We start from the raw sequence: 24988 nt of genomic DNA on the forward strand, positions 1-24988 counted from the left end.
AGCTGTGTGTTTCCCACGCTAGATGAGCGAGGGGCCGCGAGCAACGACATCCGTCGTCGGCCTTCGGCGTGTCGGGTGATCAGGTGTCGAGTCGGTCGAGCGCCGCGCGGATGAGCGCCTCGCGGACGTCGCTGATCCGACGCGCGAGCTCGGGAGCCAAGTCGGCCGCCCTCCCCCGCGAATTCGCGTCGACGCGACGGCGAAGAGGGGCCAGAGCGGACTCGACGAGCGCGACGTCGCGCTCCGCGCTCTGCTTGAGCTGACGGAGATGGCGGGGTTCGATGCCGTGGCGGTCGAGCGCGACGAGGGCGCGCAGCATCCCGAGCGCCTGTTCGTCATACGTCTCGCCGCCGACGATCAGCCCCGTGCTGAGCGCATCGTTCAGCAGCTGCGCTCCGGCACCGGCCGTGTGGAGAAGCTCGTCACGCCGGTAGCGGCGCGCGGCGGGAACGATCGAGCGCGGGACCGTCTCGGCGGGCGGGGCGGGGTTGCGGCCGGCGTCCACGTCGTCGAGATAGTCGCGGATGACGCTCAGCGGCAGGTAGTGGTCGCGCTGCAGGGTGAGCGCCAGGCGCAGCCGCTCGAGGTCGGCGGGCGTGAACTTGCGGTACCCCGACTCGGTGCGACGCGGTGTGACGATCCCCTGCACCTCGAGGAAGCGGAGCTTGCTCGAGGTGAGCGCCGGGAAGTCGGGGGTGAGGCGGGCGAGCACCTGACCGATGCTCAGCAGCCCCGCAGCCTCGTGACGGCCGCGGGCGGAAACAGCCGCCATCACGCGCCCGCGGGCGCGGGAAGATCGACGGGAGAAACGAAGAAGTTCAGGCGGAACTTGCCGATCCGCACCTCGGCGCCGTTGGTCAGCGTCGCGCGGTCGACCCGCTCGCCGTTGACGTACGTGCCGTTCAGGGAACGCTGATCGACGATCTCGAAGCCGCCGTCCACCCGGGTGATCTCGGAGTGGCGGCGAGAAACGGTCACATCGTCGAAGAAGATGTCGGCGTCGGGGTGACGACCCACCGTCGTCACGTCGGTGTCCAGCAGGTACCGGGCTCCGGCCGTCGGACCGGAACGCACGATGAACAGCGCGGATGCGGTCGGAAGGGCCTCGATGGCCTCCAACTCGGCGTCGCTCAGCTCGCTCCCAAACGGCACGAACGAGAGGTCCGAGTCGTGCCCGAAGGTCTGGGTCGTGTCATGGGCCGGCGTAGGCGCATCGCCGGGACGCCGAATGTCATCGGGTCGGTGTGTGTAGTGCTCGTCCACGTCGTCCTCCTCGCCGATCAGCCTAACGGATGCTGCGGGGCGTCCCACATCCGATCGGTTCCCGGGCACGCCGTTCTCCCGAGCGCCCCGCGGGTGCCCGGGCACGCGAGATGACGCAGCCCCCCGATGTGAATCCGCTCTAATCGAACACGTCAACCCAGGGAGCCGGAAGGGCGCACGATTAGGCTCGGCGGGGTGAACGCATCCGGCACCTTCTCGTCTGCACGTCGCCTTTCCGCCGCTGTCCTCGCAGGACTCGTCCTCGCCCTCGGCATGCTCTGGGCGAGCGCTGTGCCCGCCTCCGCGCACGACGAGCTCTCTTCGTCCGATCCGGCGGCCGGGAGCACGGTCGACGTCCTGCCCGCCCAGCTCGTCCTCACCTTCAGCGCGGAGCTGCTCTCCGACGGATCGTCGACCGTGATCCAGGTGACGGATGCGGCCGGCTCCGCGGTCACGGATGCGGCACCCGTCGTCGAGGGCACGACGGTCACCCAGTCGCTCGGCGGATCGGCGACCGGCACCATGACCGTTCTCTGGCGCGTCGTCTCGAGCGACGGCCACCCCATCTCCGGCGAGTACACCTTCGACGTCGCGGCGGCCCCCGCGCCGATCGCGTCCACGCCGGTGGCCTCCCCCTCGGCGACCGCCACGCCGTCGCCGGCGACCGACGCCGTAGCGCCCGCGCCTTCGCCGTCGGCATCTGTCGTGCCCGCCGATCCGGCCGGCGCCGACCCGCTCCCGTGGATCATCGGCGCGGTCGCGCTGGTCGTCGTGATCGGCATCGTGGTGTGGCTGTTGGGCGCGCGAGCGCGTCAGCAGAAGGAGGTCGCGACCGAGCGCACGGCCGGTCGGGACGTCCCGCGCGAGCGATAGGCTGGAGCCATGCCTCATTACGACGTCGTCATTCTCGGCGCGGGCCCCGGCGGATACGTCGCGGCCGTCCGAAGCGCCCAGCTCGGCCTTTCCACCGCAGTCATCGAAGAGAAGTACTGGGGCGGTGTGTGCCTGAACGTGGGCTGCATTCCCTCCAAGGCGCTGCTGCGCAACGCCGATCTCGCCCACACCTTCCACGCCCAGGCCGATCTGTTCGGCATCTCGGGCGATGTGTCGTTCGACTTCGGCGTCGCGTGGGATCGCAGCCGCAAGGTCGCCGACACGCACGTCAAGGGCATCCACTACTTGATGAAGAAGAACAAGGTCGACGAGTACGACGGCCGCGGCACCTTCGTCGACGCGCACACCATCACTGTGACGAAGGCCGACGGTTCGACCGAGCAGGTCACTTTCGACAACGCGATCATCTCGACCGGTTCGACCGTTCGGCTGCTGCCGGGCGTCGAGCTCAGCAAGAACGTCGTGACGTACGAGGAGCAGATCCTCAACCGCGACCTGCCCAAGAACCTCGTCATCGTCGGCGCGGGTGCGATCGGCATGGAATTCGCGTACATCATGAAGAACTACGGCGTGAAGGTCACGATCATCGAGTTCCTCGACCGCGCGCTTCCGAACGAGGACATCGAGGTCTCCAAGGAGATCCAGCGCCAGTACAAGAAGCTCGGCGTCGACATCCTCACCTCCACGAAGGTCGAGAGCGTTGTCGACGGCGGCGACAAGGTCACCGTCACGTACACGCCGAAGGATGGCACCGCGACGACCATCGAGGCCGACCGCGTGCTCATGTCCATCGGCTTCGCCCCGCGCGTGGAGGGCTTCGGGCTCGACAAGACCGGCGTCGAGCTGACCGACCGCGGCGCGATCGCCATCGACGACTACATGCGCACGAACGTTCCGCACATCTACGCGATCGGTGACGTGACCGCCAAGCTGCAGCTGGCCCACGTGGCCGAAGCGCAGGGCATCGTCGCGGCCGAGACGATCGGCAAGGCCGAGACGCAGACGCTCGGCGACTACCGGATGATGCCGCGCGCCACGTTCTGCAACCCGCAGGTCGCGAGCTTCGGCCTCACCGAGCAGCAGGCCCGCGACGCCGGCTACGACGTGAAGGTCGCGAAGTTCCCGTTCTCGGCGAACGGCAAGGCGAACGGGCTCGGCGAGCCGATCGGTTTCGTCAAGCTCGTCGCCGACGCGGAGCACCTCGAACTCCTCGGTGGCCACCTCATCGGCCCCGATGTGTCCGAGCTTCTGCCCGAGCTCACGCTCGCCCAGAAGTGGGACCTCACCGCCCTCGAGGCCGCGCGCAACGTGCACACCCACCCGACGCTGTCGGAGGCGCTGCAGGAGGCCTTCCACGGTCTCACCGGGCACATGATCAACATCTGACCCCGAGACAACTGACGAAGGGCTCCTCCCGGGAGATCGGGAGGAGCCCTTCGTACGTTCGTCTGGCGTGCGCCAGAGTACGGCGGAGCGTCAGCGGCCGAGCGTCAGCGGCCGAGCGCCCGACCCAGCTTGGAGTCGGATGCGGCCGGCCGGCCTCCGGAGGTGGCGACGAGCCGTGCGACGGCGGCGAAGAACGCCGCGCGCCAGCGCTCGTCCCCCGGTGCGGCGGGGCCGAGTTCGACCTCCCACTCCCGCCAGCGGGTCACCTGACCCGTTCGCTCCGCGGTCGCGGTGACGTGATCGTCGACGACCTCGGCCACGAGACCTCCGACGACGTCCGTGAGCGCGTACGCCACCCGTCGATTCCGGATGCGGGCCAGCGGGGTGAACGGCGGACGGGCCCAGGGGGCGACCGCCGCGACGACCGCATCCGGGAGCTTGTCGGTATCACCGAGCGGCCAGTGCAGCTCGTGCCGCCCCTCGGGGGCCGAGCTCTTGACGTGCCAGCCCTCGTCGGGGCCCCCCGTCCGGCGCCGGAGCGCGACCCGGGCTCGGCCGAGTGCGACGTCTGCCGTGTCGAAGTAGCGGGCGTCGAGCTCGCGCACCTCCGCCTCGCCTATCGCGTCGATGTCGTCGAGCGCGGTCCAGTCGGGAAGGGCCGCCGCGTCGTCGACGTCGAACTTCTCCTCGACCTCGACGGCGCGGGTCGGTTCATCCGATGCGTGCGCAGCGCTCACGCGTCGGGAACGTCATCCAGCTCTGCGGCGGTGACGGTCAGCGGCTCGGTCGAGTCGGCGTAGATGAAGCTCGCCTCGGTCGGGCCGTCGGACGCACCCGTGTTGACGTCGTCGCCGGCGCGGCGGTAGATGATCTGCCCTTCTCCGTAGGACGCGATGTACTCGTCGCCCACGATGTCGTCGAGGGGAATGATCTGCCCGTCGAGCGGGCCTCCGGAAAGTCGTGCGATAGCCATGCCCTCAGCCTAACCACCGCGCCGACACCCGGTCTGAGGCGCGTACAATTCCCGGGTGCTGCCGTTCGTGCTCCTCGCCACTCGCGCCGAAGACGTGCCCGCCGACGAAGAGTACGAGCTGTTCCTGCGATACAGCGGCCTCGACGAGCGGATGCTGCGCCGCATCCGGCTCGAAGCGGGACCACTGCCGGCCCTGGACCTCGAGTCGATCTCGGGGGTCATCGTCGGCGGCGGGCCGTTCAACGCCTCGGACCCCGCCGCGCGCAAGTCCGAGACGCAACGCCGTGTCGAACAGGAGATGGCGACGCTCCTCGACGAGGTCGTCGCGCGCGACTTTCCCTTTCTCGGCGCCTGCTACGGAGTCGGCACTCTCGGCGCGCACCAGGGCGCGGTGATCGATCGCACGTACTCGGAGCCGATCTCGATCGTGCCGGTCAGTCTCACCGACGAGGGCCGCGCCGATCCGCTCTTCGCCGGGATGCCGGATACGTTCGGCGCGTACGTCGGCCACAAGGAAGCCGTCCACACGCTGCCGCCCCATCTCGTGCGACTGGCCGGCTCGCCGGGGTGCCCGGTGCAGGCGTTCCGCGCCCGCACGAACGTGTACGCGACGCAGTTCCATCCGGAGCTCGACGTGGACGGGATCTCGACCCGCATCCGTGCCTACGCGGACTACGGCTATTTCGCCGACGGAGAGCTGGATTCCACCCTCGACGCGGTGCGCGTATCCCCCGTCACCGAACCCGCCCGCCTCCTGCAGACGTTCGTCGCACGCTACGCGCGCTGAGCCGCGCGTTCCTTCTCCTCGGCGACCCGCGCGTCCTCGAGTTCGGCGACGGCGGCCGCCACGGCGTCCTCCGCGCGCTGCACACGGCGCTGAAGGAACGTCGCCGCTCCGAAACGCGCGCGAACGCGATCCTCGTGCTCCCGGGTCATCGTGATGATCACGGCGCTCGAGATCAGGATGACCTGGGCGGAGAGGTTGATCCACAGCAGCAGCGCGATGAGCGTCGCGAACGTCGCGAGCAGGGGGTTCGACGACGCCCCGCCGACGAAGAGACCCGAAAGCTGCTGGAGGACAAGCAGACCGAAACCGCCCAGGGCAGCGCCGCTCCAGAGCGCGCGGGCGGGCGGGCGCACCCCCGACAGCGCGACGAACATCAGCACGATGACGACCGTGTCGAGCAGGAAGACGATGACGACGGACACCAGGTAGGTGAGCACCAGGACCGGAACCGAGTCCTGCGGCAGCCCCAGCCAGCCGGTGACCGTGCCGATGGAGGCGGATGTGAGGAACGTGGCGATCGCCGAGACGAGCAGGAGTCCGCCGATCGCGATGGCGAGCAGCAGGTTGCGGAGGAGGACGAAGACGAAGAAGGCGTCGGCGCCGACCTTGTCGGCCAGGATGCGGAGCGAGTTGCGCAGCGACCCGACGGCGCCGATCGCCGCACCGACGAGCGCCACGAGCGAGATCACCCCGGCGATCGTGAAGCCCTCGGGCGCCTTGATCTCGGATGCGTCGATCACGGCACCCTTGCCGTCGCCGACGAGTCCCGGGATGGCGGAGTTGACCGTGGCGATCAGGGCGTCCCACGCGTCGGGATTGCCCGACAGCCACACGGCGGCGGCCGAGAACACCAGCAGCACGGCCGCGAACACGCTGAACAGGGTGCGATAGGTGATGCTGTCGGCCAGCTGCGCACCGCGATGTTCGGCGTAGAGCAGGAAGCCGCGGACGAGCGTGCGCTGCAACGCCCAGGACGTCGCCCGCGGGAGGAGACCGGGAGACGTGGGGGCAGATTCCGATGCCGACATACGCCCAGATTAGTGAGCGTCGGAGCGCGCGGCCCGCGCCTTGACAGCGCCGCCCCGTCAGACTCCCGCGAGATGCGCCGCGATGCCCACCCACGCGCCGAGCAGCATCCACGGCCCGAAGGGAACGGCGGTGCGCCGATTGGCGCGTCGACGGGCGAGCAGTACCGCACTGTAGAGACCCCCGCCGAGGAATCCCGCGAACAGTCCGATGACGACGGCGTCCCACCCGGCGAAGCCCAGCATGATGCCGATCACCCCGGCGAGCTTCACGTCGCCGCCGCCCATGCCGCCGCGCTGCAGCATCCGGAGCAGCAGATAGAACGCGAAGAGGATCGCGCCCGCGAGCAGCGCGCGCCCGAGCGCCCACGGATCCGGCCGGAGGAGTGCGGCGATGCCGAACAGGACGATGGCGACCGGGTAGCCCGGCAGCACGATCCGGTTCGGCAGCCGGTGGGTGCGGAGGTCGATGATCGCGAGTACGACGCTCTGCACGGCGAACACCGCGTACGCCACCGCCACTGCCCCGTCTGCCAGCATCTGCTCCCCCCTCACGATCGATCAGCCGTCGAGAACGGTCAGCGCGACCCGGATCGCGTCCCCTTCACCCGCCGCCGCACGCTCACGAACCGCTCGCTTGATCGGGAGCGAGTACGCGCCATCCGCCTCTCCGGGAAAGATCGACGTGCGCCAGGTGAGTCCCGCGACCTCGGCCTCGACCCGCACCGCGCCGAACCCTCGCGGTACGCGCGGGATCTGCCGGATCTCGTCCGAGAACTCCCGCGGCACCGCGACGAAGTACCAGGACGAATCCGCTCGGGCAGCCCAGCGATAGAGCTCCGCATCGAAGACGAAGTGCATGCGCCCAGAGTAGGACCCGGCCGCTCTCCGCGGCGGACGGTGATCGACCCTGGGGATGCGGGAACGAAGACGACGGGCTACGAGGCGCGCACCGTCAGGGTCGGCGCCGTCGGAGCGGCGGACGAGGCGACCTGAAGCCCCACCCGTACCGACTGCCCCGCCGCGAGCGAACCCGCCCACGCCCCACCCGTGCAGGTGACGCGTTCCGCCTGCACCGTGCAGTCCATCCCCCAGCTGTTCGTCACCGCCGCCGCACCCGGGGAATCCCAGGAGACGGACCACGATCGCACCGGGCCGGATGCGGTGAGCACCAGCTCGGCGACGTACCCCTCGCCCCACGCGCTCTGCAGAACCCACTCCGCCGCGAGCTTCGACCCCGCGGGGGTCGTCGGCGGCGCCGGGCTGGCGGGCGGAGCGGGTGTCGTCGTCGGCGCGGGCGTCACGGGCGGAGCGGGGGTGACGGGCGGCGACGGCACCGGGAGCGTCGGACGAGGGACGGGAACGGATGGCGCGGCCGGCGGCCCGAGGAGGGGACGGAGCGCGGCGAGTTTCTCCTGCTGCGGAGTGCGCCAGTCGTCGGCGACGATCCCGCCCGTGTCGCCGCTGTTCGGGTTGAACGACCAGTAGGCGAAGCTGATGCCGGTGCGCTGCAGGTACCCCACCAGGGCCTGCAACCACTGCCGGTCGCTCTCGCTGCGATAGGTGGTGCCGAACTCGCCGAGCAGGACCGGCGCGATGCCGCGCGAGGCGATGTAACCCCAGTTCCGCTCCCAGACGGACTCGAGGTTCGCGGGATAGTCGGCGGCCGAGAACCAGGACTGCGCGTACACCGACGCCGGATAGTCGTGCGGCGAGTAGACGACCCTGTCGGGTACCGCGAGCTCGACGGGCGCGTCGGCGACGCCCGCCAGACCCCCGCCCCACCACGTCGACGTGCCGTCGGGCTGGCGTTCGACACCCTCGACAATCACGAGCAGGTTCGGGTTCACCTCGAGCACCGCGTTGCCTGCCCGCGTGGCCGCCGCGTGCCAATCGGTGGCCGGGTCGCCGCACGACCAGCACGCCGCACCGTGCGGTTCGTTGTGCAGGTCGACACCGATCACCGTGGAGTCGTCGCGGTAGCGGGCCGCCAGCATCCGCCAGTCGGCGATCCACCGCTCCTCGCTGTACTGCGCGGTGTACCAGAGCTCGGACTGCCCACCCGAGTCGGGGCGGTGGCGGTCGAGGATGACCGAGAGCCCGGCCGTACGGGCGCTCGCGATCACGGCGTCGAGCAGATCGAGGGGCGCGAGATCCGCGAGTTGCGGGTTCACCGTGCGGTCGATCGAGCTGCTCGCCGTCGCGGCGAGGCATTCGTTCGAGAACGGCACGCGCACGGTGGTGAAACCGAGCGACGCGATCTGGTGCATCCCCTCGTCGAGCGGGATCGTCCAGAGGCCATGGGGTGCGCAGTTCGAGGTCTCGAGACCGAACCAGGAGATCGCCTTGATCGTCACGGGAGTGCCGTCCGCGCGCACGATGTCAGCGCCGGAGGTGTGCAACCAGCCGCGCTCGTCGGCATCCGTGGAATTCGGCACGAGCCCCCCGATGAGTCCGGTGACGACCGAGAGCAGCATGCCGAGGGCGACGAGACCGTGCCGGGTAACCGGTCGCGGAATGCGGATCATACGGCGCGCTCCCCTCGTCCGATCGGCGCGCTCGCCGTCGTCCGACGCGGCGCTGTGGCCTCGCCGTCGTCCGACGCGGCGCTGTGGCTCAGTGTAGAGGGAGGCCGCTCAGCCGGTGACGACGACCGGAGTACCGAGCGGCAGCTGCGCCAGTCGGTCGATCGCCGCGGCATCCAGCCGCAGGCACCCGTTCGAGATCGCGCCCGAATGAGCGTCGTGGTAGTGGAACGCGGTCACGGCGACGGATGCGCCGGAGAAGCCCGCGAGCGTCGGCGACTGCACCCCGAGGTACACGAGCGGGTGACCACGGGTGTACCCGAAGGACGGCACGACCGCGGTGTGCATGATGAAGGTGCGTCCGAGCGGGGTCGGCGTCGCCGCCGCTCCCCATCCGAAGTCCGTCGCGATCGTCTCCGTCCCGGCCGGGGTGACGATCGAGACCGTGCGGGCCGAGAGGCTGACGTCCACGCGCGTGGCGTCTTCGGTGAGGGTCACGTCGCTGGCGCGCAGCCACCCCGACAGCTGCGCCGGGTTTCCCCCGGGAGGCGTTCCCTGCCGTCCCGACACCAGAACGCGCACCCAGTTCGTCTGGCGCTCGACGACCGGAACCGTGGTTCCGCCGTAGGTCTGCGCCTGCGGAAGCTGGGCGACGGGGGCCTCGCCGGGAGCGGCGAAGACCGGAATAGCGGCGCTCGCCGGGGTGGCGAGCAGACCAGGCAGGGCGGCCCCCGGATCCGCGTCGACCGGCAGCGCCGGGATCACGGAGTACACCTCGGCTGCGGGAAGCCCGGAGACGTCGTAGCTCGTCGCGTCGACCGGCGCGCCGGTCTCACTCGGCGTCGGAGTCGGAGTCGCGGTGGGCGTCGCCACCGGGCTCGCGGGCGCCGCCGCGGGAGTCGCGGGTGTGCGATCCATGCCCATCACGAGCACCAGCACGAGGGCGGCAGCGACGAGGGTCGCCGCCGCGATGGCGAGCGGGAGCCAGCGACGGCGGGCGGATGCGGGGGGCATGGTTCCATGGTCGCTCCCGGGCGCGCGACGCGCAACGCGGGTGGCGTCTGCGGCGGGCGTTACCAGTGCGGGTGGATGTCTGCGCGCAGGCGCCGGTCGTAGACGTCGCGCACGACCGCGTCGAAGGCGTCGAGTTCGAAGCCGCCGTCGAGGAGCGCCGCCGCATCCGCGTTCGCCGTCGCCTGACGGGTGTTACGGGCTCCGGGAATCACGCTCGTGACGCCGGGCAGCGCCGCGATCCACGCGAGCGTCGCGGCGGGCAGCGAGACATCCTCCGGCAGCGCGGCCGAGAGCTCGGCGACCGCGGCGAGGCCCGCCTCGAAGTCGACTCCCGAGAAGGTCTCGCCCCGGTCGAACGCCTCGCCGCGCCGGTTGTACGAACGGTGATCGTCGGCGCTGAACGTCGTCGCTGCCGTGTAGCGGCCCGACAGCAGCCCCGATGCGAGCGGAACGCGGGCGAAGATCGACACGCCCGCATCCGCGGCCGCCGGCAGAACCTCGTCGAGGGGCTTCAGCCGGAACGGGTTCAGGATGATCTGCACGTTGGTGACGTTCGGGCGCGCGATCGCCGCGAGCGCCTGCGCCGTGGTCTCGACCGAGACGCCGTAGGAGGCGATCGCCCCGCCCGCGACGAGATCGTCGAGCGCGTCGTAGGTGGCCGCGGACTCGATGACCGCGGTCGGCGGGCAGTGCAGCTGCACGAGGTCGAGCGTGTCGACGCCGAGGTTGCGGCGGGAGCGGTCGGTCCAGGCGCGGAAGTTCTCCTGGGTGTAGTTCTCGGGCTCCTGGTCGAGACGGCGCCCCATCTTGGTCGCCACCGTGATGCCGTGTCCGGGCCGACCCGCGAGGAACCGGCCGATCGTCTGCTCGCTCCGACCGTCGCCGTACACATCCGCGGTGTCGAACAGGGTGACTCCCGCGTCGACGGATGCGGTGAGCACCGCCCGCGCTTCGGCGTCGTCGACTGCTCCCCAGTCGGCCCCCAACTGCCAGGTTCCGAGTCCGATGGCCGAGACGGTGCGGCCGGTAGCGCCGAGCGGGCGGGTCTGCATGGGAACTCCTGTGGTCGAGACGGTGACCGGCTCAGCCTAGACCGGGCGAGCGGGTGCGTCGCAGGGTGGCGGATGCGGCCGCAACGAGTGTGCCGATCGTGACGCCGATCAGTGTGTCGAGGAGACGGTCGCGCACCAGCACCGTCGGATCGGTCGGCGCGGCGAGTTCGACCATGAGGAGCGCGAGGGGCGTGATGAAGACCATCGCGATCCCGTAGTTTCGTCCGACGAACATCTCCGCACCCGCCTGCAGCACGACCGCCACGAGGATCGTGAGGACGGGCGGCAGGTGCAGCCCCAGGATCGCTGCGGCGACGAGGACGCCGACGAGCGTGCCGGCCAGTCGCTGCACGCCGCGCACGATCCGCGCGGTGACGTGCGCGCCGCCGAGCGCCGCGACGGCGCCGACCATGGCCCAGTACCAGTGCGTGCCGACGAGGAGCAGACCCGCCAACCCCGCGAGCAGGGCACCCACTCCGACCGTGAGCGCCATCTCGCCGGCGAGGTTGCCGAGGGGACGGCGTTCTCGGTGCACCGGCGCCGCCGAAGGGCGAGCGCCCCGCCGGATCAGCGCCAGCGACGCGGTCAGCCCGATCCCGAAGGCGGCGCTCGCACCTCCCACCACGAGCACCGTCGCGAGGGTTCCGGGCTGAGCCGGCAGCGACGCGGTCGTGCCCGCCGCGAACACGGCGAACAAGGCGCCCGGCGGATGCCAGCGTCCCGCGTAGGCGATGAGGGTCACGCCAGCGGCGATCACCGACACCACGATCACCCGAACCGCGAGGGGAGCGCCGACCACGACGAGCGACGTGCCGAGGAGCATCGCACCGAGCAGTACCGCGGCCGCGGCCGCCTGCATCCGGATGCGGTCGGCATACGTGTCGTGGCGGCCGTACAGGGCCGCGAAGGCCCCGAAGCTCGCGTACACGCTGAGGTCGAGTCGCCCCATCGCCCACACCACCAGGAGCGGAACGGCGACGCTCACCGCAGCGCGAAGAGCGACGCGATGATCCCCCGCGCGAGGGCCGACGGCGACGAGCCCCGTCCACACCCGTCGCACCGCATCCGTCACTTCCCCAGCGTACGAGCGCGGGCTCGGTGCGAGAATTCGGGCTCCCGGTCGGTGGGAGCGGATCGATCGCGCGACGGCCGCGAGCGCGCGATGCGCCCGCGACCGCGCGTCGATCATGCGTGGGCCGCGAGGCCTTCCACGGTCTCCTCGAGCACGACCTCGACCGCGGGGCGCCGCTGATCCCGGATGAGGACCGCCGCCAGCACCGCCACGACGAGCGCGACGATCGCGCCGGTCAGCAGTGCCGTGTGGAAGCCGTCGAGGAACGCCGCCTGCGCGACGATCGTGTCGGCACCGGTGGTTCCCTCGGGGAGGATGCCCTGCGCGAGGGAACCGCGCTCGGTCTCGGTGAGGTCCAGCGCGGACCCCGCGACGCTCGCGGACACGATCGCGGAGAACACCGCGGTGCCGAGAGCCCCGCCGAGCTGCAGCATCGTGGACTGGACGCCGCCCGCGACGCCGGCGTACTGCACGGGGGCGCTGCCGACGATGGAATCCGCGCCCGCAGTCATCGTGAAACCGACACCGAACGAGAGCACCACGAACGCCGCCGCCATGGCGAGGTACGGCGAATCGACCGTGGTCGTCATGAGCGCGAAGAACGAGGCGGCGATGGCCACGAGCCCGATGATCATGGTCCAGCGCGCGCCGATCCGGCTCACGACGATCGCGCCGATCGGCGAGGCGACGATGGAGACTCCGGACAGCGGGAGCAGCATGACGCCCGCGACCAGACCGTCGATCCCACGCAGGTTCATCAGGTAGAGCGTGAGGAAGAACGTGACGCCCAGGAGCGCGAAGAAGTTCGTGCCGATCGCGAGTCCGCCGATCGAGAAGCGCGGGGAACGGAACAGTCCGAGCGGCAGCAGCGGATTGCGGACGCGGGCTTCGACGATCACGAAGACGACGAGGAACACCACGGCCAGAGCGAAGGCGCCGATGGTCGACGCACTCCCCCAGCCCCAGGCTTCGCCCTGCACGATTGCTATCACGAGCGCCGCGAGGCCGAGCGCGAGCAGGACCACCCCGAGCACGTCGAAGCGGCCCTCTTGACGCTCAGCGGTGGACTCCGCGAGCGCGAACGCGGCGAAGACGATGCCGATCACGGCGATCGGCGCGTTGATGTAGAAGATCGACTGCCAGCCGAGAACCTGCACGAGAGCGCCGCCGACGATCGGTCCGGCCGCGATGGCGACGGACGAGACGCCGCCCCAGATGCCCACGGCCATGCCGAACTTCTCTCGCGGGAACGTCGAGCGCAGCAGCGATAGCGTCTGCGGCATCAGAAGCGCCGCGCTGGCGCCCTGCAGGGCGCGGAAGAAGATGACGCCTTCCACCGAGCCGATCAGCCCGATCGCGACCGACGTGATCGCGAACGCGGCGACGCCGATGAGGTACATCCGGCGACGACCGAATCGGTCGCCGATCTTGCCGCCGAGGATGAGGAAGACGGCGAGCCCGAGCAGATACACGTTCGTGATCCACTGCAGCTCGGTGAAGGACGTACCGAGGTCGGCCGCGATCGCGGGGTTGGCGATCGAGACGACGGTGGCGTCGAGGCCGACCATGAAGAGGCCGAAACAGACCGCGACCAGAGTCGCGATCGGGTTGCCGCGGAAGACGCGGGCGGGCGGGCGGGGTGCGGACATCGTGAAGTCACTCTCTCGTCGTGGGGGGCACGCGCGACGAGAGTCCAGTCCGGTTCTCGCGAGGTGCGCGTGTGCGCAAGGACCGAAAGTGGCAGGAACGACTGCACGAGTCACCGCGTCCTCGACCGACGGCGACTCCCTTGTGTGTATGAAATCTTACACTAAGGTGGGAGCATGGATGGCAACGATGCACCGGACGAACTCGGACTGATCGCTTTGGCGGACGCGGTGCTCGCACTCGCTCACCAGCTCGAGCGGCGCGGCCCTGCCGCCCGCGACCTGGAAGCGCTCACGAACACCGAGATCACGGTGATCCGCGAAGCGCATCGCGAACCCGGCGTCACCGCCACCCGCATCGCCGCCGCGACCGGACTGCAGCGCAGCTATGTGAGCGCGAGCGCACACGGATTGGAGGCCCGCGGACTCCTCACCCGCGGCGAACCCGCCGAGGGCCAGCGCGGGGTGGGGTTCCATCCGACGCCGCAGGCGGATGCTGACCTCCTTCGGATCCAGCGCGGATGGGTTGAGCTCCTGAGCGCGTCCGCCCCCGAAGTCCTCGCCGGCGCGGCCGCCGCGGCGGCCGCGCTCGACGCGACCGCCACCGCGATCGGCCAGGCGCGCGCCGCGGGAGATGCCGCATCGTCGCAGCCCGCCGCCGAATGACCGCGGGCGCCGCACCGCCGATCCGTGTGGGCCTCCGCGGGGCGCCGCTCCGCACCCCGCCCTCGCCTGGACTACCGTTGCAGAATGAGCATTTCTGAGACCCCCGCTCCCGCCGAGACCGAGCCCGCCGTCGAGACACTGTCCTTCGCCGACCTCGGCCTCGACGCTGCGGTACTGAAGGCGTTGAAGGATGTGGGTTACGAGACCCCCTCCGCCATCCAGGCCGCCACCATCCCCCCGCTTCTCCAGGGTCGCGACGTCATCGGTATGGCGCAGACCGGTACCGGTAAGACCGCCGCGTTCGCGCTGCCCATCCTGTCGCAGCTCGATACGACCAAGAGCAAGCCGCAGGCCCTCGTGCTGGCCCCGACCCGTGAGCTCGCCCTGCAGGTGTGCGAGGCGTTCGAGAAGTACGCGGCGCACATCCGCGGCGTGCACGTGCTGCCGATCTACGGCGGTCAGGGGTACGGGACCCAGCTGTCGGCTCTGCGTCGCGGCGTGCACATCGTCGTCGGCACCCCCGGTCGCATCATGGACCACCTCGAGAAGAAGACGCTCGATCTCTCCGAGCTCGCGTTCATGGTGCTCGACGAGGCCGACGAGATGCTGAAGATGGGCTTCGCCGAGGACGTCGAGACGATCCTCGCCGAAACGCCCGCCGACAAGCAGGTCGCCCTCTTCTCCGCGACCATGCCCGCCCAGATCCGTCGGATCTCGCAGCAGTACCTGCGCGACCCGGAAGAGATCACGGTCAAGAACAAGACCGCGACATCGGCCAACATCACGCAGCGCTACCTGAACGTGTCGTACCCGCAGAAGGTCGACGCCCTCACCCGCATCCTCGAGGTCGAGAACTTCGAGGGCATGATCGTGTTCGTCCGCACGAAGAACGAGACCGAGACCCTCGCGGAGAAGCTCCGCGCCCGGGGATACACCGCATCGGCGATCAGCGGTGACGTCGCTCAGGCTCAGCGCGAGAAGACCGTCAACCAGCTGAAGTCGGGCAAACTCGACATCCTGGTCGCGACGGATGTCGCCGCCCGCGGCCTCGACGTCGACCGCATCAGCCATGTCGTGAACTTCGACCTTCCGATCGACACCGAGTCCTACGTGCACCGCATCGGCCGCACGGGTCGCGCCGGCCGACAGGGCGACGCGATCAGCTTCGTCACTCCGCGTGAGCGACGGATGCTGGCAGCCATCGAGAAGGCGACGCGCCAGCCGCTGACCCAGATGCAGCTGCCGAGCGTCGACGATGTCAACGCCACGCGCCTCACACGCTTCGACGAGGCGATCTCCGGCGCCCTCGAGCAGACGGCCCGCATCGACCGGTTCCGCGACATCATCGCGCACTACGTGACGCACCACGACGTGCCGGAGGCGGATGTGGCGGCAGCGCTCGCCGTCGTCGCGCAGGGCGAGACTCCTCTCCTGCTCGACCCGGCGGACGAGCGTCCGGTGCGCGTGGACCGCGACCGCACGGACCGCCCGGAGCGCGACTCGCGCGGCGGCGAGGACCGGCCCGAACGCCGTGCCCGCCCGTCGCAGTCCTCGCTCGTGAAGTACCGCCTGGCCGTCGGCCGACGCCACAAGGTGGAGCCGCGTCAGATCGTCGGCGCACTCGCGAACGAGGGCGGCCTGCGCCGTGAGGACTTCGGACAGATCGACATCCGTCCCGAGTTCACGCTCGTCGAGCTGCCGGCCGATATGCCGGGCTCGGTGCTCGACAAGCTGAGCGGCACGCGCATCGGCGGGAAGCTGATCGAGATGCGTCTCGACCAGGGCGCCCCCGGCGGACGTCGCGACCGCGACCGCAAGCCGCGCCACTGACCGGGGACGCACCGGGCAGGACGGACGAGCGGGTACCCGACGACCGTCCGCGTCCCACGCCGCTCTGGGCGCTGCTGTCGCGGTGGCTGCTCGCCCTCGAGGCGTGGCTGCGCTCGCACGGCGGCGCCCGGTTGCAGCACACCATCCGGGGTTTCTGGGCGCTCGTCGCGGTTGGCGGGCTCGTGCTGCTCGTCGGCCCGGTGATCAACCCGCCCCTCACGCTGGACGACATCACCTCCTCCGCCTCGAACGCGACCGACCGGTGGATCGCCCGCGATTTCGCCGTCGACTACACGGTCACCCGCGACGCGGACGGCGTCCTGCGCGCGCAGGTGCAGGAACGGATCACGGCGTTCTTCCCCGACGATGTCGACGAGCAGGGCATCGAGCGCGTGCTGGCGGTCGAGTACCAGGGGCATGCGCTCGATCCGTCGGACATCCGAGCGACGGTCGACGGCGCGCCGGTCGAGGTCGGGCGGAGCGCCACCGCCGATCGACTGACGCTCTCCATGGGCACCGGCAGGCGGTTGAGCGGTGATCACGAGTTCGTCCTCGACTACACGCTGCAGGACCTCGCGTACGTGACGACGGATGCGGCCACCGGCGCCCCCGTCGACCTTCTCGAGTGGGACGTGTTCGGGCCGTCGTGGCCGCAGGGCGTTGCGTCGATCGACGTCTCCGTCACGTTGCCCGACGATCTCGATGCGCAGCTCGAGCGTCCGCCGCGAGGCGCCATCGCCTGGACCCTGATGAGCGCCGGGGAGTGGCTGGAGCCGGAAGCGGGGAGCCCGCCCGGTCAGGTGACCTACGCGTTCACGAACGATCAGAATCTTCCCCCGCACGCGCAGGCTCGGTTCACACTGGTCTTCGCGCCCGCCACGTTCACGATGCCGCCCCTGACGCCGTTGTTCTGGCTGCAGACGTTCGGGCCGCTCCTCCCCCTTGCGCTCCTCGCCCTCACGCTGCTTCTCGCGCTCGCCGCGCGAGCGGTCGCGTGGAGCGACGAGCGCGGGCGAGCGTGGTACGTCGCCCAGTACGATCCGCCGAAGGGTGTCTCCGCGCGCCTGGCGGCGCAGCTGCTGCGCACACCGCGGTCGGCGGAGCTGGCCGGTGCACTCACCGCCGCGCAGCAGAGCCCGAGCGCGGCGCGGCCGGAATGGTTGGTCGCGGCGGTTCGTGCGGCCCGACGCACGGGCCGGGTCGGCGATGCACCGCGGGCCCTCGCCGCGTACCTGGCGATGCCCGAGCGGCGCGAGCAGCTGCGGCGCGGCCTGCGACGGATCCCCCGCGGCTTCGTCCGCGATTACTTCATCGCGGCGCCCCTGGCGCTCACCCTCGCCCAGTGGGGTCTCATCCGGCAGCTCTCGCACCAGACGACGCTCGCCATCGTCTGGTGGCCGGTCGCGTTCGTGATTGCCTCGTCGGCGATCTCCGCGGTCGTGCTCGCGATCGCGTTGATGGCGCGCCCGCTGACCCGCGAGGGAGCTCTCGTCGTGCAGCACCTGCGCGGGATCGGACTGTACGCCGAGCGCACGGATCTGCTGAGCCGCACGACGGCACGCGATCGACTGCTCCCGTACGCCGTCCTGCTGGCGCCGCCGCGGGCCGCGGGGCGCCGGGTGACCGAGGTTCTGACGCAGGCGATTGGCGATCGGACCGCGGGCCGCGGGTGGCGCGCACCCGGGTTCGTGACGTGGCCCGCCCTCGCCGCGCGAGCTTTCGCCTTCTTCCTCGTCGCCGGGGCGATCGCCGTGGTGGCGTTCGTGCCGAACCCGTACGCGGGAACGCCGGACTACGCGACGCACTACGGCGACGTGCCGGGAACGCTGGCCACGACGTTCGAGTCGACCGCCGTGTCGGCGGAACTCAGCCGGACGCCCGACGGGCGCGCGCGCATCGCCGTCAGCGAGACGATCCAGCTCTCGTTCGATGAGGAGTCCGCGCAGGTGCCGCAGTTCGCCCAGCAGTGGCGCGACCGCATCGACGGTCACGACCTCGGACTCGTGGTCGAGCGGGTGACCGTCGACGGTGAAGACGTGCCCTTCGTCACCGAGCCGGATGCAGACACCACGCTCATGCGCACGACGATGAGTGAGGTGCGCAGCGGCCGGCACGAAGCGCGCATCGACTACACGCTGGAATCCGCTGCGTTCGCCGCGGATGAGGACGGGCACCTGGTCAACCGTGTGCGCTGGGCGGCGCTCCTCGAGCACTGGCCGTCGTACGGCCAGTGGAACAGAGATGCGGTCGATCCGCAGCGCGTGGAATTCCGTGTCTCCTCGGAACTCGCCGCTCAGGCGACAGCATCCGGGTGGATCACCGAAGACACCGGCTCCGCCGACAGCGCGCGCGATTGGCAGGAGGCCGTGGTGCCGTTCGGAACGGTCGCCGAGGTGGTCGCACCGATCGGAGACCGGGTTCCGGATCCGGGCACGGTGACCACCGAAACGCAGCGCACAGTCGCGGGCGACGACGTGCACACCCTCGAGCTCCGACGCGACGATTACGACAGTTACCCGTTCGATCTGACGGTCTCCGATACGGGCGTCCAGTGGGATTTCCCGGCCGGCACGTTCGTCGGACCTGACGAGCAGGAGCTTCGCGAGGTGCAGTACCTCGCGGCGGCGCCCGCGGCCGTCACCGGCGCGCTGGGCGCGGTCGCCCTGATTCTCGGCGGGATCGGGATGCTGCTGCGCCGCGCTCGCCCGGAGATCGTGCAGCGGGCGGGCGCACCCCGCGATGGCGTGCGCTGGCTCGGCACCGGATCGGCTCTGGCGACCCTCATCCTGTTCGTCGGGGTGACCGTGGGGATGCCCGGCGATGATCCCACGTTCGCGGTGTTCGCGGTCGCCGCCGGCGCCGCGCTCACGGGTGGGATCCTGTCATGGCTGTCTACCCGGCACCGCCCGGGCAAAGAAAAAGCCCCGACCATTACCACGAGGCCGGGGCGAGACGAATGAGAGTTCGCCTATCGAGGTCAACTGTACCCCACATTCGGGGCCCCCGGAACCACGGGATGCGATTCGTCGCTTCCGCCGTCTAGGACAGCCATCCCGAAACCGTGTCGATGACGAGATTCACCAGGCCGAAGAGCGCGAAAGCGGCGCCCAGCACCCACCACCAGTCCTGCCGTACCGATAGCCGTCGGCCCTGCTGCGCGACCCCGCGCCCCGTGCCGGGTCCGACGATACTGCTGGCGACGAAGGGCAGGGCATCGGTCCGGATCCGATCGTCTCGCCAACGCTCCCACCGCAGCACACGCTGCGACAGGGTTTCCGTGGTCGCCAGCAGGCGTTGCCAGAGCTCGGGGTCGAGCGTCGAGAGCTGCCCGGGGAAGTAGAGGAACAGGTAGTCGTCGACGAGTTCAACATCCAGCCGCGCGGCGTCATCGACGAAGATCGCCATCGTGTCGGGTGAGAAGAGATATAGCGCGTCCGTCTCGTAGCCCTCGGGGCAGTACAGCGTGAAGTGGCGATCGAAATCCCCCTCCAGCGACAGGCGCTGGTCGCGCGCGAAAGCGATCGGCAGGGCGGGCCGGCCGATCGAGTTATTCCCCCGGGCGTCGAGCACGATGTGGGGAAGAGCAACCGGGAGCCGGATCGCCGCGTAGCCCCAGCGGTGGGTGGTCGTGTTCTTCCCGGACCCGGTGGTGCAGGTGTGGTTGCCGATCTCCAGCGCGTGCCCGGAACGTCGACGCAGGACATCCGTGACGAACGACGAGGACTGCGCCGGGCGGGTGAAGACCATGCCCGGAAGAGCCGGGGCCGGGGCATACGGCTGGTGCGTGAACCCGTTCGCCTCGGCGAAATCGTGCAGACGGAACTGGCGAACTCCCGACCGCCGCCGAACCGCGCGCACGAACATCACGATGCCGATGACGGGCGGGATCGCGTAGGGCACGAGGATGAGCGTCAACGCCCAGTCCCACTCGCCATCATCCGACACCGTGTCGCCGAGGACCGTCAGCCAGGTCACGAGCAGCGCCGTCGGAAAGCCGGTCAGCAAAAGAGCGCGTCCCAGAATCCCCGCCCACGGCGGGCGCACCGCCGTCGGAAGGGAGCGACGGTAATCGCGCAGCCGGCGGCGATCGATCCGGTCCGTCAGCGGATGCGTCTGGACCGTCACCCGCGCAATCCTAGGGCGACGCGCACTCATCCACAGATTCGCCGCCGCGGACCTTCGCGCCCCGCGCACCTCGATACCGTGGCAGAGGCTCTGCACCGAGGTTCCCGACCCGCGGCCGAGTCCGAAGCCCCACCGAACGGAGATCGTCGCGCCATGCCCGCATCCGCCCGCCCTGTACTCACCCTGACCACCCCGGGGCTCGCGACCCTGCTCCTCCTGGCCGGATGCACGGCGACGCCCGACCCGGCGGAGACCCGAGAAAGCAGTGCCCTACCGTCGGCGACTCCGAGCGGGCCGGACGTGGCTCGCGTGGCGGGGTACGACGTCGGCGACTTCCCGCCCGTTCCGCTCTTCGCGCTCCCCGATCTCTCGCTCCTCGACACCTCCGCATCCGCGTTCACCATCGCCACCGGCGAGGAGTTCACGGGGGTTCCCGGTGTGAGCGTCCAGCCGGCGCACTGCGACGGCGCCGGAGTGCCGTCGGGGCATGGCACCGCCTACCTGTACGGCGACGGCTCCGGAAACTACATCGGCCCCGACGGGACCGTGCAGAACTTCGGCGACGGCTCCGGCATCTCCGTCATCGACGGCGTGACGATTCAGAACTTCGGCGACGGATCGGGCACGTACACGAACGGCACCGTGACCATCCAGAACTTCGGCGATGGGGTCGGCAACTACACCGACGGCTCGTTGACCGTGCAGATCTTCGGCGACGGCTCGGGAAACTTCACGGACGGCTCGACCACGATTCAGAACTTCAGCGACGGCATCGGCAACTATACCGATGGCGACGTCAGCATCCAGAACTTCGGAGACGGGTCGGGAACCTACACCGACGGCACGGTCACCATCCAGAACTACGGCGACGGCACCGGGATCGTCAACGGCGTCCCGATCGAGGTCGAGCCCATCGCTCCGGTGCCCGAGCTCGGAGTGTTCCCCCCGATCGCCGCTCTCGCGCCCCTCTCCTCGTGCGGGACGACGATCACCTTTCGCGACGGGGTGCTGTTCGACTTCGGCAGCATCGACATCCGACCGGATGCGACAGCCACCCTCGCGACCGTCGCTCGAGTTCTCTCCGATGCCGGTGTGACCGACGCCCAGGTGTCGGGCCACACCGATGCCATCGGTTCGGACTCGGCGAACCAGGCACTGTCCGAATCCCGAGCGGCCGCCGTCGTCGACGCGCTGTCGGGGCAGGTCGACACTCGCCTGACCGCCGAGGGTTTCGGCGAATCGCGTCCCGTCGCGGCGAACGAGATCGACGGCGTCGACAATCCCGCCGGACGCCAGCTCAACCGCCGCGTCGAGATCTTCATCCCGACGGCACCGTGATCCGGCGCCGTCATCGCCGCTGAGTAACGAAAGCAGGAGAGAGCCATGAGCGACGACCAAGGAATTCTGCTTTTCCTGGCGGCGGGTATTGCCGTCCTCGGCCTGATCGCCGTGATCGGCATCGTGTCGTCTCGCCGCCGCCGGGCCTCGGGTGCCCCAGTCTGGACGGCGAGCATCGACTATCTCGGCGATCAGCCATACGTGGTGTCGTCGAATGCCGAACTCGGGGACGCAGCCCAATGGCAACTCTTCCGAGAGCGCTTTCCGGTCGGCTCAGAGGCCACCATCCCCGCCGCGCCCGGGGAAGACGGAACGCGAACGCTGCACGTGTCGGCCGTGAAACGGAGCCTCCGCGCGGACTGGCCGACGGCCAGGGTCGGATTCACGGCGTACTTCGCCGAGTACGACCGCACCGAATTCCCGGCCTCGTACACAGCCTCGGGGTCGAAGCAGGTGGCCGGAGTAGACGCGGATGCGGAGGGGCTAACGGTCCGAGATTCCCGCGGCGCGTCGATCTGGTCCTCTCCGTGGACCGCGCTGACGTTCTCGAACGGCAACGACCTCATCCTGAAGAACGCCGGCAGCACCATCCGGATCGACGCCGCGGTCGCCGACGGCGTTCCATTGGAAGAGCTCGTGATCAAATACGGCACATTCGTGCAGATGCACTTCTGAACGTGCGTCAGCGTCCGGAGGTCGAGTGTCGGTTCGGAAGCGCCGCGAGGGCACGCACCAGCAGACCCAGCCAGATCCAGCACACCCCCGTCACCGCGCACAGCTGGAGGAACAGCACCGCCCCCTGCACCACGGCCGATCGGCCCGCGTCGGCTGCCGCGCCCCCGACGACACTCCACGCGGCGAGCGATGCGCCAACGAGCGCGACGACGCCGTGCACGAGGAGACCTCGCCACGCGGGCCGCATCCGGAGCGTCGCATTCACGACCCATATGCCGGCGAGCCACCCCGCCCCGAGCGCGAGGAGGAAGGGGCCGAAGTCCAGCCCCTGCCCGACGAGGAAGAACGGCAGCGCCACGGCCGCGCACACAACTGACCAGACGCCGGAGTTGCCGAGCAGGCGTCGCCAGAGTGGCGAGCGCGGCGGATCCTCGGGCGATGTCATGACCTCTCGATGCTAGGGCGCGTGAGCATGCCCGCGAATCTGTAGGATCCGGGTCGTGGCCGAAAAGAACGAACCGATCTCGGCCCGGGCCTGCGCGATCCTCAGCGTGGTGATCGCGGGATATTCGATCTGGGCCGTCATCGCGACGGCGCGTGACGGGGGCAGCTGGATCTTCTCCGTGCTGGCGTCTTTCGTACCGCTGCTGTTCGCGGCGCAGGGACTTCGGATGAGTCGACTACCCGGCGCTCGCTGGGCGCTCTTCAGCCTCGTGACGTCGATCGTGGGCGCGGCGCTCGGTCTGGTGTCGCTGATCGGATTCTTGTGGCTGTACTCGATCTCGGGGTTCTGAGTCGCAACCATCAGAGCGCTGTCTTCCACGGCGATCCTCCTGTCCACAGGCGTGATCTGAGCACCGCGCCGAGTCTCTACGATGAGGTTCGATCGCATCGCCGAACCGAAGGATGCCCCATGCCCGACCACGCCCAGATCGCCGCCGCACTGAGTTCGCCCGAGGCTTTTCTCACCTACAGCGACGAACCGAAGGTGTTCGGAGCCAAAAAGCAAGCGCAGGCGGCCTTCGACCTGTGGAACCGCGCCGACCAGCGTTACGTCGGTTCGTATCGCGGTTTCCGAGCCCCCGGAGGTTCGGGCACGGGATTCGTCATCCGGACATTCTGGGACCCGGCCGCGACCACGCCCGACTTCGCGGCGATTGCGGTCGCGATCGACACGGCGCTTCCCGTCGATCTGATTCGCGCGGACGAAAAGGCGACGTACAAAGCGCGTGACAAGAAGCAGACGACCTTTTTCTGTTGGCAGGGGATGACCGCGCGGCCGCTTTCGCACTGGTTCGAAGAGCGCTTCGGCGTGAGCGCGTGCGTCACCCAGCTGTTCGATCGTTCGGACCTCACCCAGAATGTCGCTGTCGTGGCCGTGGAGAACGGCATCGACCACCTCTGGTCGCTCACCGCGCCAGAGTGAATCTCTTCGACGGCTCCGGCCGGCCGCAGCCCGGTGACCGGCTGCGTCGCGCGGCGCTGAGCAGCCTCGGCTGGTTGCTCGCTACCGTCGGCGTGCTCATCATCCTGTCCTTCCTCGCCGGCGGCGCGCCGGAGTGGGTATCCAACGGAGCCGTTGCCGCGGTGGCGATCGCGATCGGTGTGAGCGCACTCGTTCCGGTGGGACTCGGCATCGCGTATCGGTTGGTGCGTGCCCGGCTGCGGGCGGCGGAGGCCATCGATCGCGACTCTCCTGCCGCACCGCGCGCACGGGTGGCGCAGACCGTTATCGCGACGCTGCTCGACTCGGTGCACTCGGCGTCCGGAGATGTTCTCGGCACGGGCCACCTCGTCGACGCGGATCGTATGCGGTTGACGGCAGCGACGGTCGGCGAGTTCGGTGATCGTCGCGAGGCTCTGGCGTTCATCTGGGTCGTTCGTCCCTCTCAGCGCGCCGACTTTCCGGAAAGTCCGCAGTTCCGGGGCCTACCCGACTGGGCCCGGCACGCGGTCGTGCTGCTCGACCTGCGGCGCGCCATGGCGTTGCAGGGGGACGTCGCGGCGCTCACGGCTGCGTCCGGTTTCTATCGGCATCCGTTCGAGAGGATGCTGCTCGCCGCCGGTGCGACCGGTGATGACGAACTCGGCGCCGCCCTGCGCGTTGCGCACACCGCCGCCGAGCACAGCGACACTGGGCCCGAGGGCGAAGCCGCCTTCGGGCGACTGCGGGATCTTCTCGACGACATGCGCGTCTGGGCGCGGATCCTCGACTGACATCGCCACGTCGACGTGCTGCTGAGGTGCTGCCACAATGGCGCCATGCGGAGCCACCACGTCAGCCGAGTCGTTCGGGCCGCCCCCGAGGTCGTCTACGCGTATGCCGCCGACATCGATAACCTCCCCCGGTGGGCGGCGGGCCTCGCCCGAGCGAGCGTTACTCGCGTCGGCGACGACCTCGTCGTCGATTCACCCATGGGCGACGTGCGCGTCCGCTTCGTCGACCGCAACACGCTGGGCGTCCTCGACCACGATGTCGTCCTTCCCTCGGGCACGACGGTGACGAACCCCATGCGCGTCGTGCCGCATCCGGACGGCTCCGAGGTGATCTTCACGGTGCGCCAGATCGAGCTCACCGACGACGAGTTCGCCCGCGATGTCGCGATGGTGGAGGCGGATCTCGAACGGCTGGCGGCACTCGTGACGGCGCCGAGCTGACGCCGCTCCGGATGGCGTGACATCTGTCATCTCCCGTCGTGACGCTGCGACACTTCTGC

Annotated in this window: 26 protein-coding genes; 12 read left to right on the forward strand and 14 right to left on the reverse strand. The window is 69.9% G+C overall.

What is annotated here, in order from left to right; all coding sequences use genetic code 11:
- Positions 1 to 79 precede the first annotated feature (79 nt).
- Positions 80 to 772, reverse strand: a complete 693-nt coding sequence (locus LMI96_RS04885; protein ID WP_223721482.1) for a MerR family transcriptional regulator — start codon at positions 770 to 772, stop codon at positions 80 to 82.
- Positions 772 to 1230 (reverse strand): FHA domain-containing protein, encoded by a 459-nt coding sequence (locus tag LMI96_RS04890; RefSeq protein ID WP_223721641.1) that lies wholly within the window; start codon positions 1228 to 1230, stop codon positions 772 to 774. Before LMI96_RS04890 ends, LMI96_RS04885 begins: the two co-directional genes overlap by 1 nt.
- A gap of 228 nt (positions 1231 to 1458) precedes the next feature.
- On the opposite strand from LMI96_RS04890, the gene LMI96_RS04895 reads away from it, so the two are divergent.
- Complete coding sequence (locus LMI96_RS04895) at positions 1459 to 2136, forward strand: copper resistance CopC family protein (RefSeq protein ID WP_228360665.1); 678 nt, start codon at positions 1459 to 1461, stop codon at positions 2134 to 2136.
- Between the two features lie 9 nt (positions 2137 to 2145).
- Complete coding sequence (gene lpdA, locus LMI96_RS04900) at positions 2146 to 3543, forward strand: dihydrolipoyl dehydrogenase (RefSeq protein ID WP_228360666.1); 1398 nt, start codon at positions 2146 to 2148, stop codon at positions 3541 to 3543.
- Positions 3544 to 3647: 104 nt separating this feature from the next.
- Here lpdA and LMI96_RS04905 read toward each other — a convergent pair whose 3' ends face one another.
- Together LMI96_RS04905 and LMI96_RS04910 are read right to left on the reverse strand one after the other, a co-directional pair.
- Positions 3648 to 4280, reverse strand: coding sequence for a CYTH domain-containing protein (locus tag LMI96_RS04905; protein WP_228360667.1), 633 nt, complete (start codon positions 4278 to 4280; stop codon positions 3648 to 3650).
- On the reverse strand, positions 4277 to 4516 hold the full coding sequence (locus LMI96_RS04910) for a response regulator (RefSeq protein WP_228360668.1): 240 nt from the start codon (positions 4514 to 4516) through the stop codon (positions 4277 to 4279). Before LMI96_RS04910 ends, LMI96_RS04905 begins: the two co-directional genes overlap by 4 nt.
- A gap of 55 nt (positions 4517 to 4571) precedes the next feature.
- Between LMI96_RS04910 and LMI96_RS04915 the strand changes: the two genes are divergently transcribed.
- The gene (locus LMI96_RS04915) at positions 4572 to 5303 is read left to right on the forward strand and encodes a glutamine amidotransferase (protein ID WP_228360669.1); all 732 of its coding nucleotides are present in this window, start codon (positions 4572 to 4574) and stop codon (positions 5301 to 5303) included.
- Here the strand turns inward: LMI96_RS04915 and LMI96_RS04920 are convergent.
- The 8 genes from LMI96_RS04920 to LMI96_RS04955 form a co-directional block, all read right to left on the reverse strand.
- Complete coding sequence (locus tag LMI96_RS04920; protein WP_223721488.1) at positions 5291 to 6331, reverse strand: YihY/virulence factor BrkB family protein; 1041 nt, start codon at positions 6329 to 6331, stop codon at positions 5291 to 5293. The genes LMI96_RS04915 and LMI96_RS04920 overlap by 13 nt on opposite strands.
- Before the next feature lie 57 nt (positions 6332 to 6388).
- Entirely contained in the window at positions 6389 to 6868 is a 480-nt protein-coding gene (locus LMI96_RS04925; RefSeq protein ID WP_228360670.1) for an A24 family peptidase, read from the reverse strand.
- Between the two features lie 21 nt (positions 6869 to 6889).
- On the reverse strand, positions 6890 to 7189 hold the full coding sequence (locus LMI96_RS04930) for a DUF1905 domain-containing protein (protein WP_228360671.1): 300 nt from the start codon (positions 7187 to 7189) through the stop codon (positions 6890 to 6892).
- Positions 7190 to 7266: 77 nt separating this feature from the next.
- Positions 7267 to 8856 carry a cellulase family glycosylhydrolase gene (locus tag LMI96_RS04935; protein WP_228360672.1) on the reverse strand — a complete coding sequence of 530 codons (1590 nt, stop codon included), beginning with the start codon at positions 8854 to 8856 and terminating at the stop codon, positions 7267 to 7269.
- 108 nt (positions 8857 to 8964) lie between these two features.
- The gene (locus LMI96_RS04940; RefSeq protein ID WP_228360673.1) at positions 8965 to 9867 is read right to left on the reverse strand and encodes a L,D-transpeptidase; all 903 of its coding nucleotides are present in this window, start codon (positions 9865 to 9867) and stop codon (positions 8965 to 8967) included.
- 59 nt (positions 9868 to 9926) lie between these two features.
- Positions 9927 to 10919, reverse strand: a complete 993-nt coding sequence (locus LMI96_RS04945) for an aldo/keto reductase (RefSeq protein ID WP_228360674.1) — start codon at positions 10917 to 10919, stop codon at positions 9927 to 9929.
- Between the two features lie 31 nt (positions 10920 to 10950).
- Positions 10951 to 11991, reverse strand: a complete 1041-nt coding sequence (locus tag LMI96_RS16295) for an FUSC family protein (protein WP_228360675.1) — start codon at positions 11989 to 11991, stop codon at positions 10951 to 10953.
- 113 nt (positions 11992 to 12104) lie between these two features.
- Entirely contained in the window at positions 12105 to 13640 is a 1536-nt protein-coding gene (locus LMI96_RS04955; RefSeq protein ID WP_228360676.1) for an MFS transporter, read from the reverse strand.
- A 174-nt stretch (positions 13641 to 13814) separates the two neighbouring features.
- Here LMI96_RS04955 and LMI96_RS04960 point away from each other — a divergent pair, with 174 nt between their 5' ends.
- The 3 genes from LMI96_RS04960 to LMI96_RS04970 all read left to right on the forward strand — a co-directional run bounded on the left by LMI96_RS04960 (position 13815) and on the right by LMI96_RS04970 (position 19093).
- On the forward strand, positions 13815 to 14303 hold the full coding sequence (locus LMI96_RS04960; RefSeq protein WP_228360677.1) for a helix-turn-helix domain-containing protein: 489 nt from the start codon (positions 13815 to 13817) through the stop codon (positions 14301 to 14303).
- 84 nt (positions 14304 to 14387) lie between these two features.
- Positions 14388 to 16133: a DEAD/DEAH box helicase gene (locus LMI96_RS04965; protein WP_223721497.1), complete on the forward strand. Its 1746-nt coding sequence runs from the start codon at positions 14388 to 14390 to the stop codon at positions 16131 to 16133.
- A gap of 131 nt (positions 16134 to 16264) precedes the next feature.
- Positions 16265 to 19093, forward strand: coding sequence for a DUF2207 domain-containing protein (locus LMI96_RS04970; protein ID WP_228360678.1), 2829 nt, complete (start codon positions 16265 to 16267; stop codon positions 19091 to 19093).
- A 79-nt stretch (positions 19094 to 19172) separates the two neighbouring features.
- On the opposite strand, the gene LMI96_RS04975 is transcribed toward LMI96_RS04970, so the two are convergent.
- Positions 19173 to 20258 carry a hypothetical protein gene (locus LMI96_RS04975; RefSeq protein WP_228360679.1) on the reverse strand — a complete coding sequence of 362 codons (1086 nt, stop codon included), beginning with the start codon at positions 20256 to 20258 and terminating at the stop codon, positions 19173 to 19175.
- A gap of 153 nt (positions 20259 to 20411) precedes the next feature.
- On the opposite strand from LMI96_RS04975, the gene LMI96_RS04980 reads away from it, so the two are divergent.
- Positions 20412 to 21596 carry an OmpA family protein gene (locus LMI96_RS04980; protein WP_228360680.1) on the forward strand — a complete coding sequence of 395 codons (1185 nt, stop codon included), beginning with the start codon at positions 20412 to 20414 and terminating at the stop codon, positions 21594 to 21596.
- A gap of 45 nt (positions 21597 to 21641) precedes the next feature.
- Positions 21642 to 22271: a hypothetical protein gene (locus LMI96_RS04985; RefSeq protein WP_223721501.1), complete on the forward strand. Its 630-nt coding sequence runs from the start codon at positions 21642 to 21644 to the stop codon at positions 22269 to 22271.
- A gap of 7 nt (positions 22272 to 22278) precedes the next feature.
- On the opposite strand, the gene LMI96_RS04990 is transcribed toward LMI96_RS04985, so the two are convergent.
- Entirely contained in the window at positions 22279 to 22716 is a 438-nt protein-coding gene (locus LMI96_RS04990) for a hypothetical protein (protein WP_228360681.1), read from the reverse strand.
- Between the two features lie 55 nt (positions 22717 to 22771).
- Here LMI96_RS04990 and LMI96_RS04995 point away from each other — a divergent pair, with 55 nt between their 5' ends.
- From LMI96_RS04995 to LMI96_RS05010, 4 genes are all read left to right on the forward strand, one after another.
- A complete protein-coding gene (locus LMI96_RS04995; RefSeq protein WP_228360682.1) occupies positions 22772 to 23065 on the forward strand; it encodes a hypothetical protein in 294 nt (97 codons plus the stop codon).
- Between the two features lie 119 nt (positions 23066 to 23184).
- The gene (locus tag LMI96_RS05000) at positions 23185 to 23697 is read left to right on the forward strand and encodes a hypothetical protein (RefSeq protein WP_223721504.1); all 513 of its coding nucleotides are present in this window, start codon (positions 23185 to 23187) and stop codon (positions 23695 to 23697) included.
- Complete coding sequence (locus LMI96_RS05005) at positions 23694 to 24488, forward strand: hypothetical protein (protein ID WP_228360683.1); 795 nt, start codon at positions 23694 to 23696, stop codon at positions 24486 to 24488. The genes LMI96_RS05000 and LMI96_RS05005 overlap by 4 nt, the downstream gene beginning before the upstream one ends.
- 45 nt (positions 24489 to 24533) lie before the next feature.
- Positions 24534 to 24929 (forward strand): SRPBCC family protein, encoded by a 396-nt coding sequence (locus tag LMI96_RS05010; protein ID WP_228360684.1) that lies wholly within the window; start codon positions 24534 to 24536, stop codon positions 24927 to 24929.
- Positions 24930 to 24988 lie beyond the last annotated feature (59 nt).

The sequence above is a fragment of the Microbacterium sp. cx-59 genome, assembly GCF_020805625.1.
Classification (GTDB): domain Bacteria; phylum Actinomycetota; class Actinomycetes; order Actinomycetales; family Microbacteriaceae; genus Microbacterium.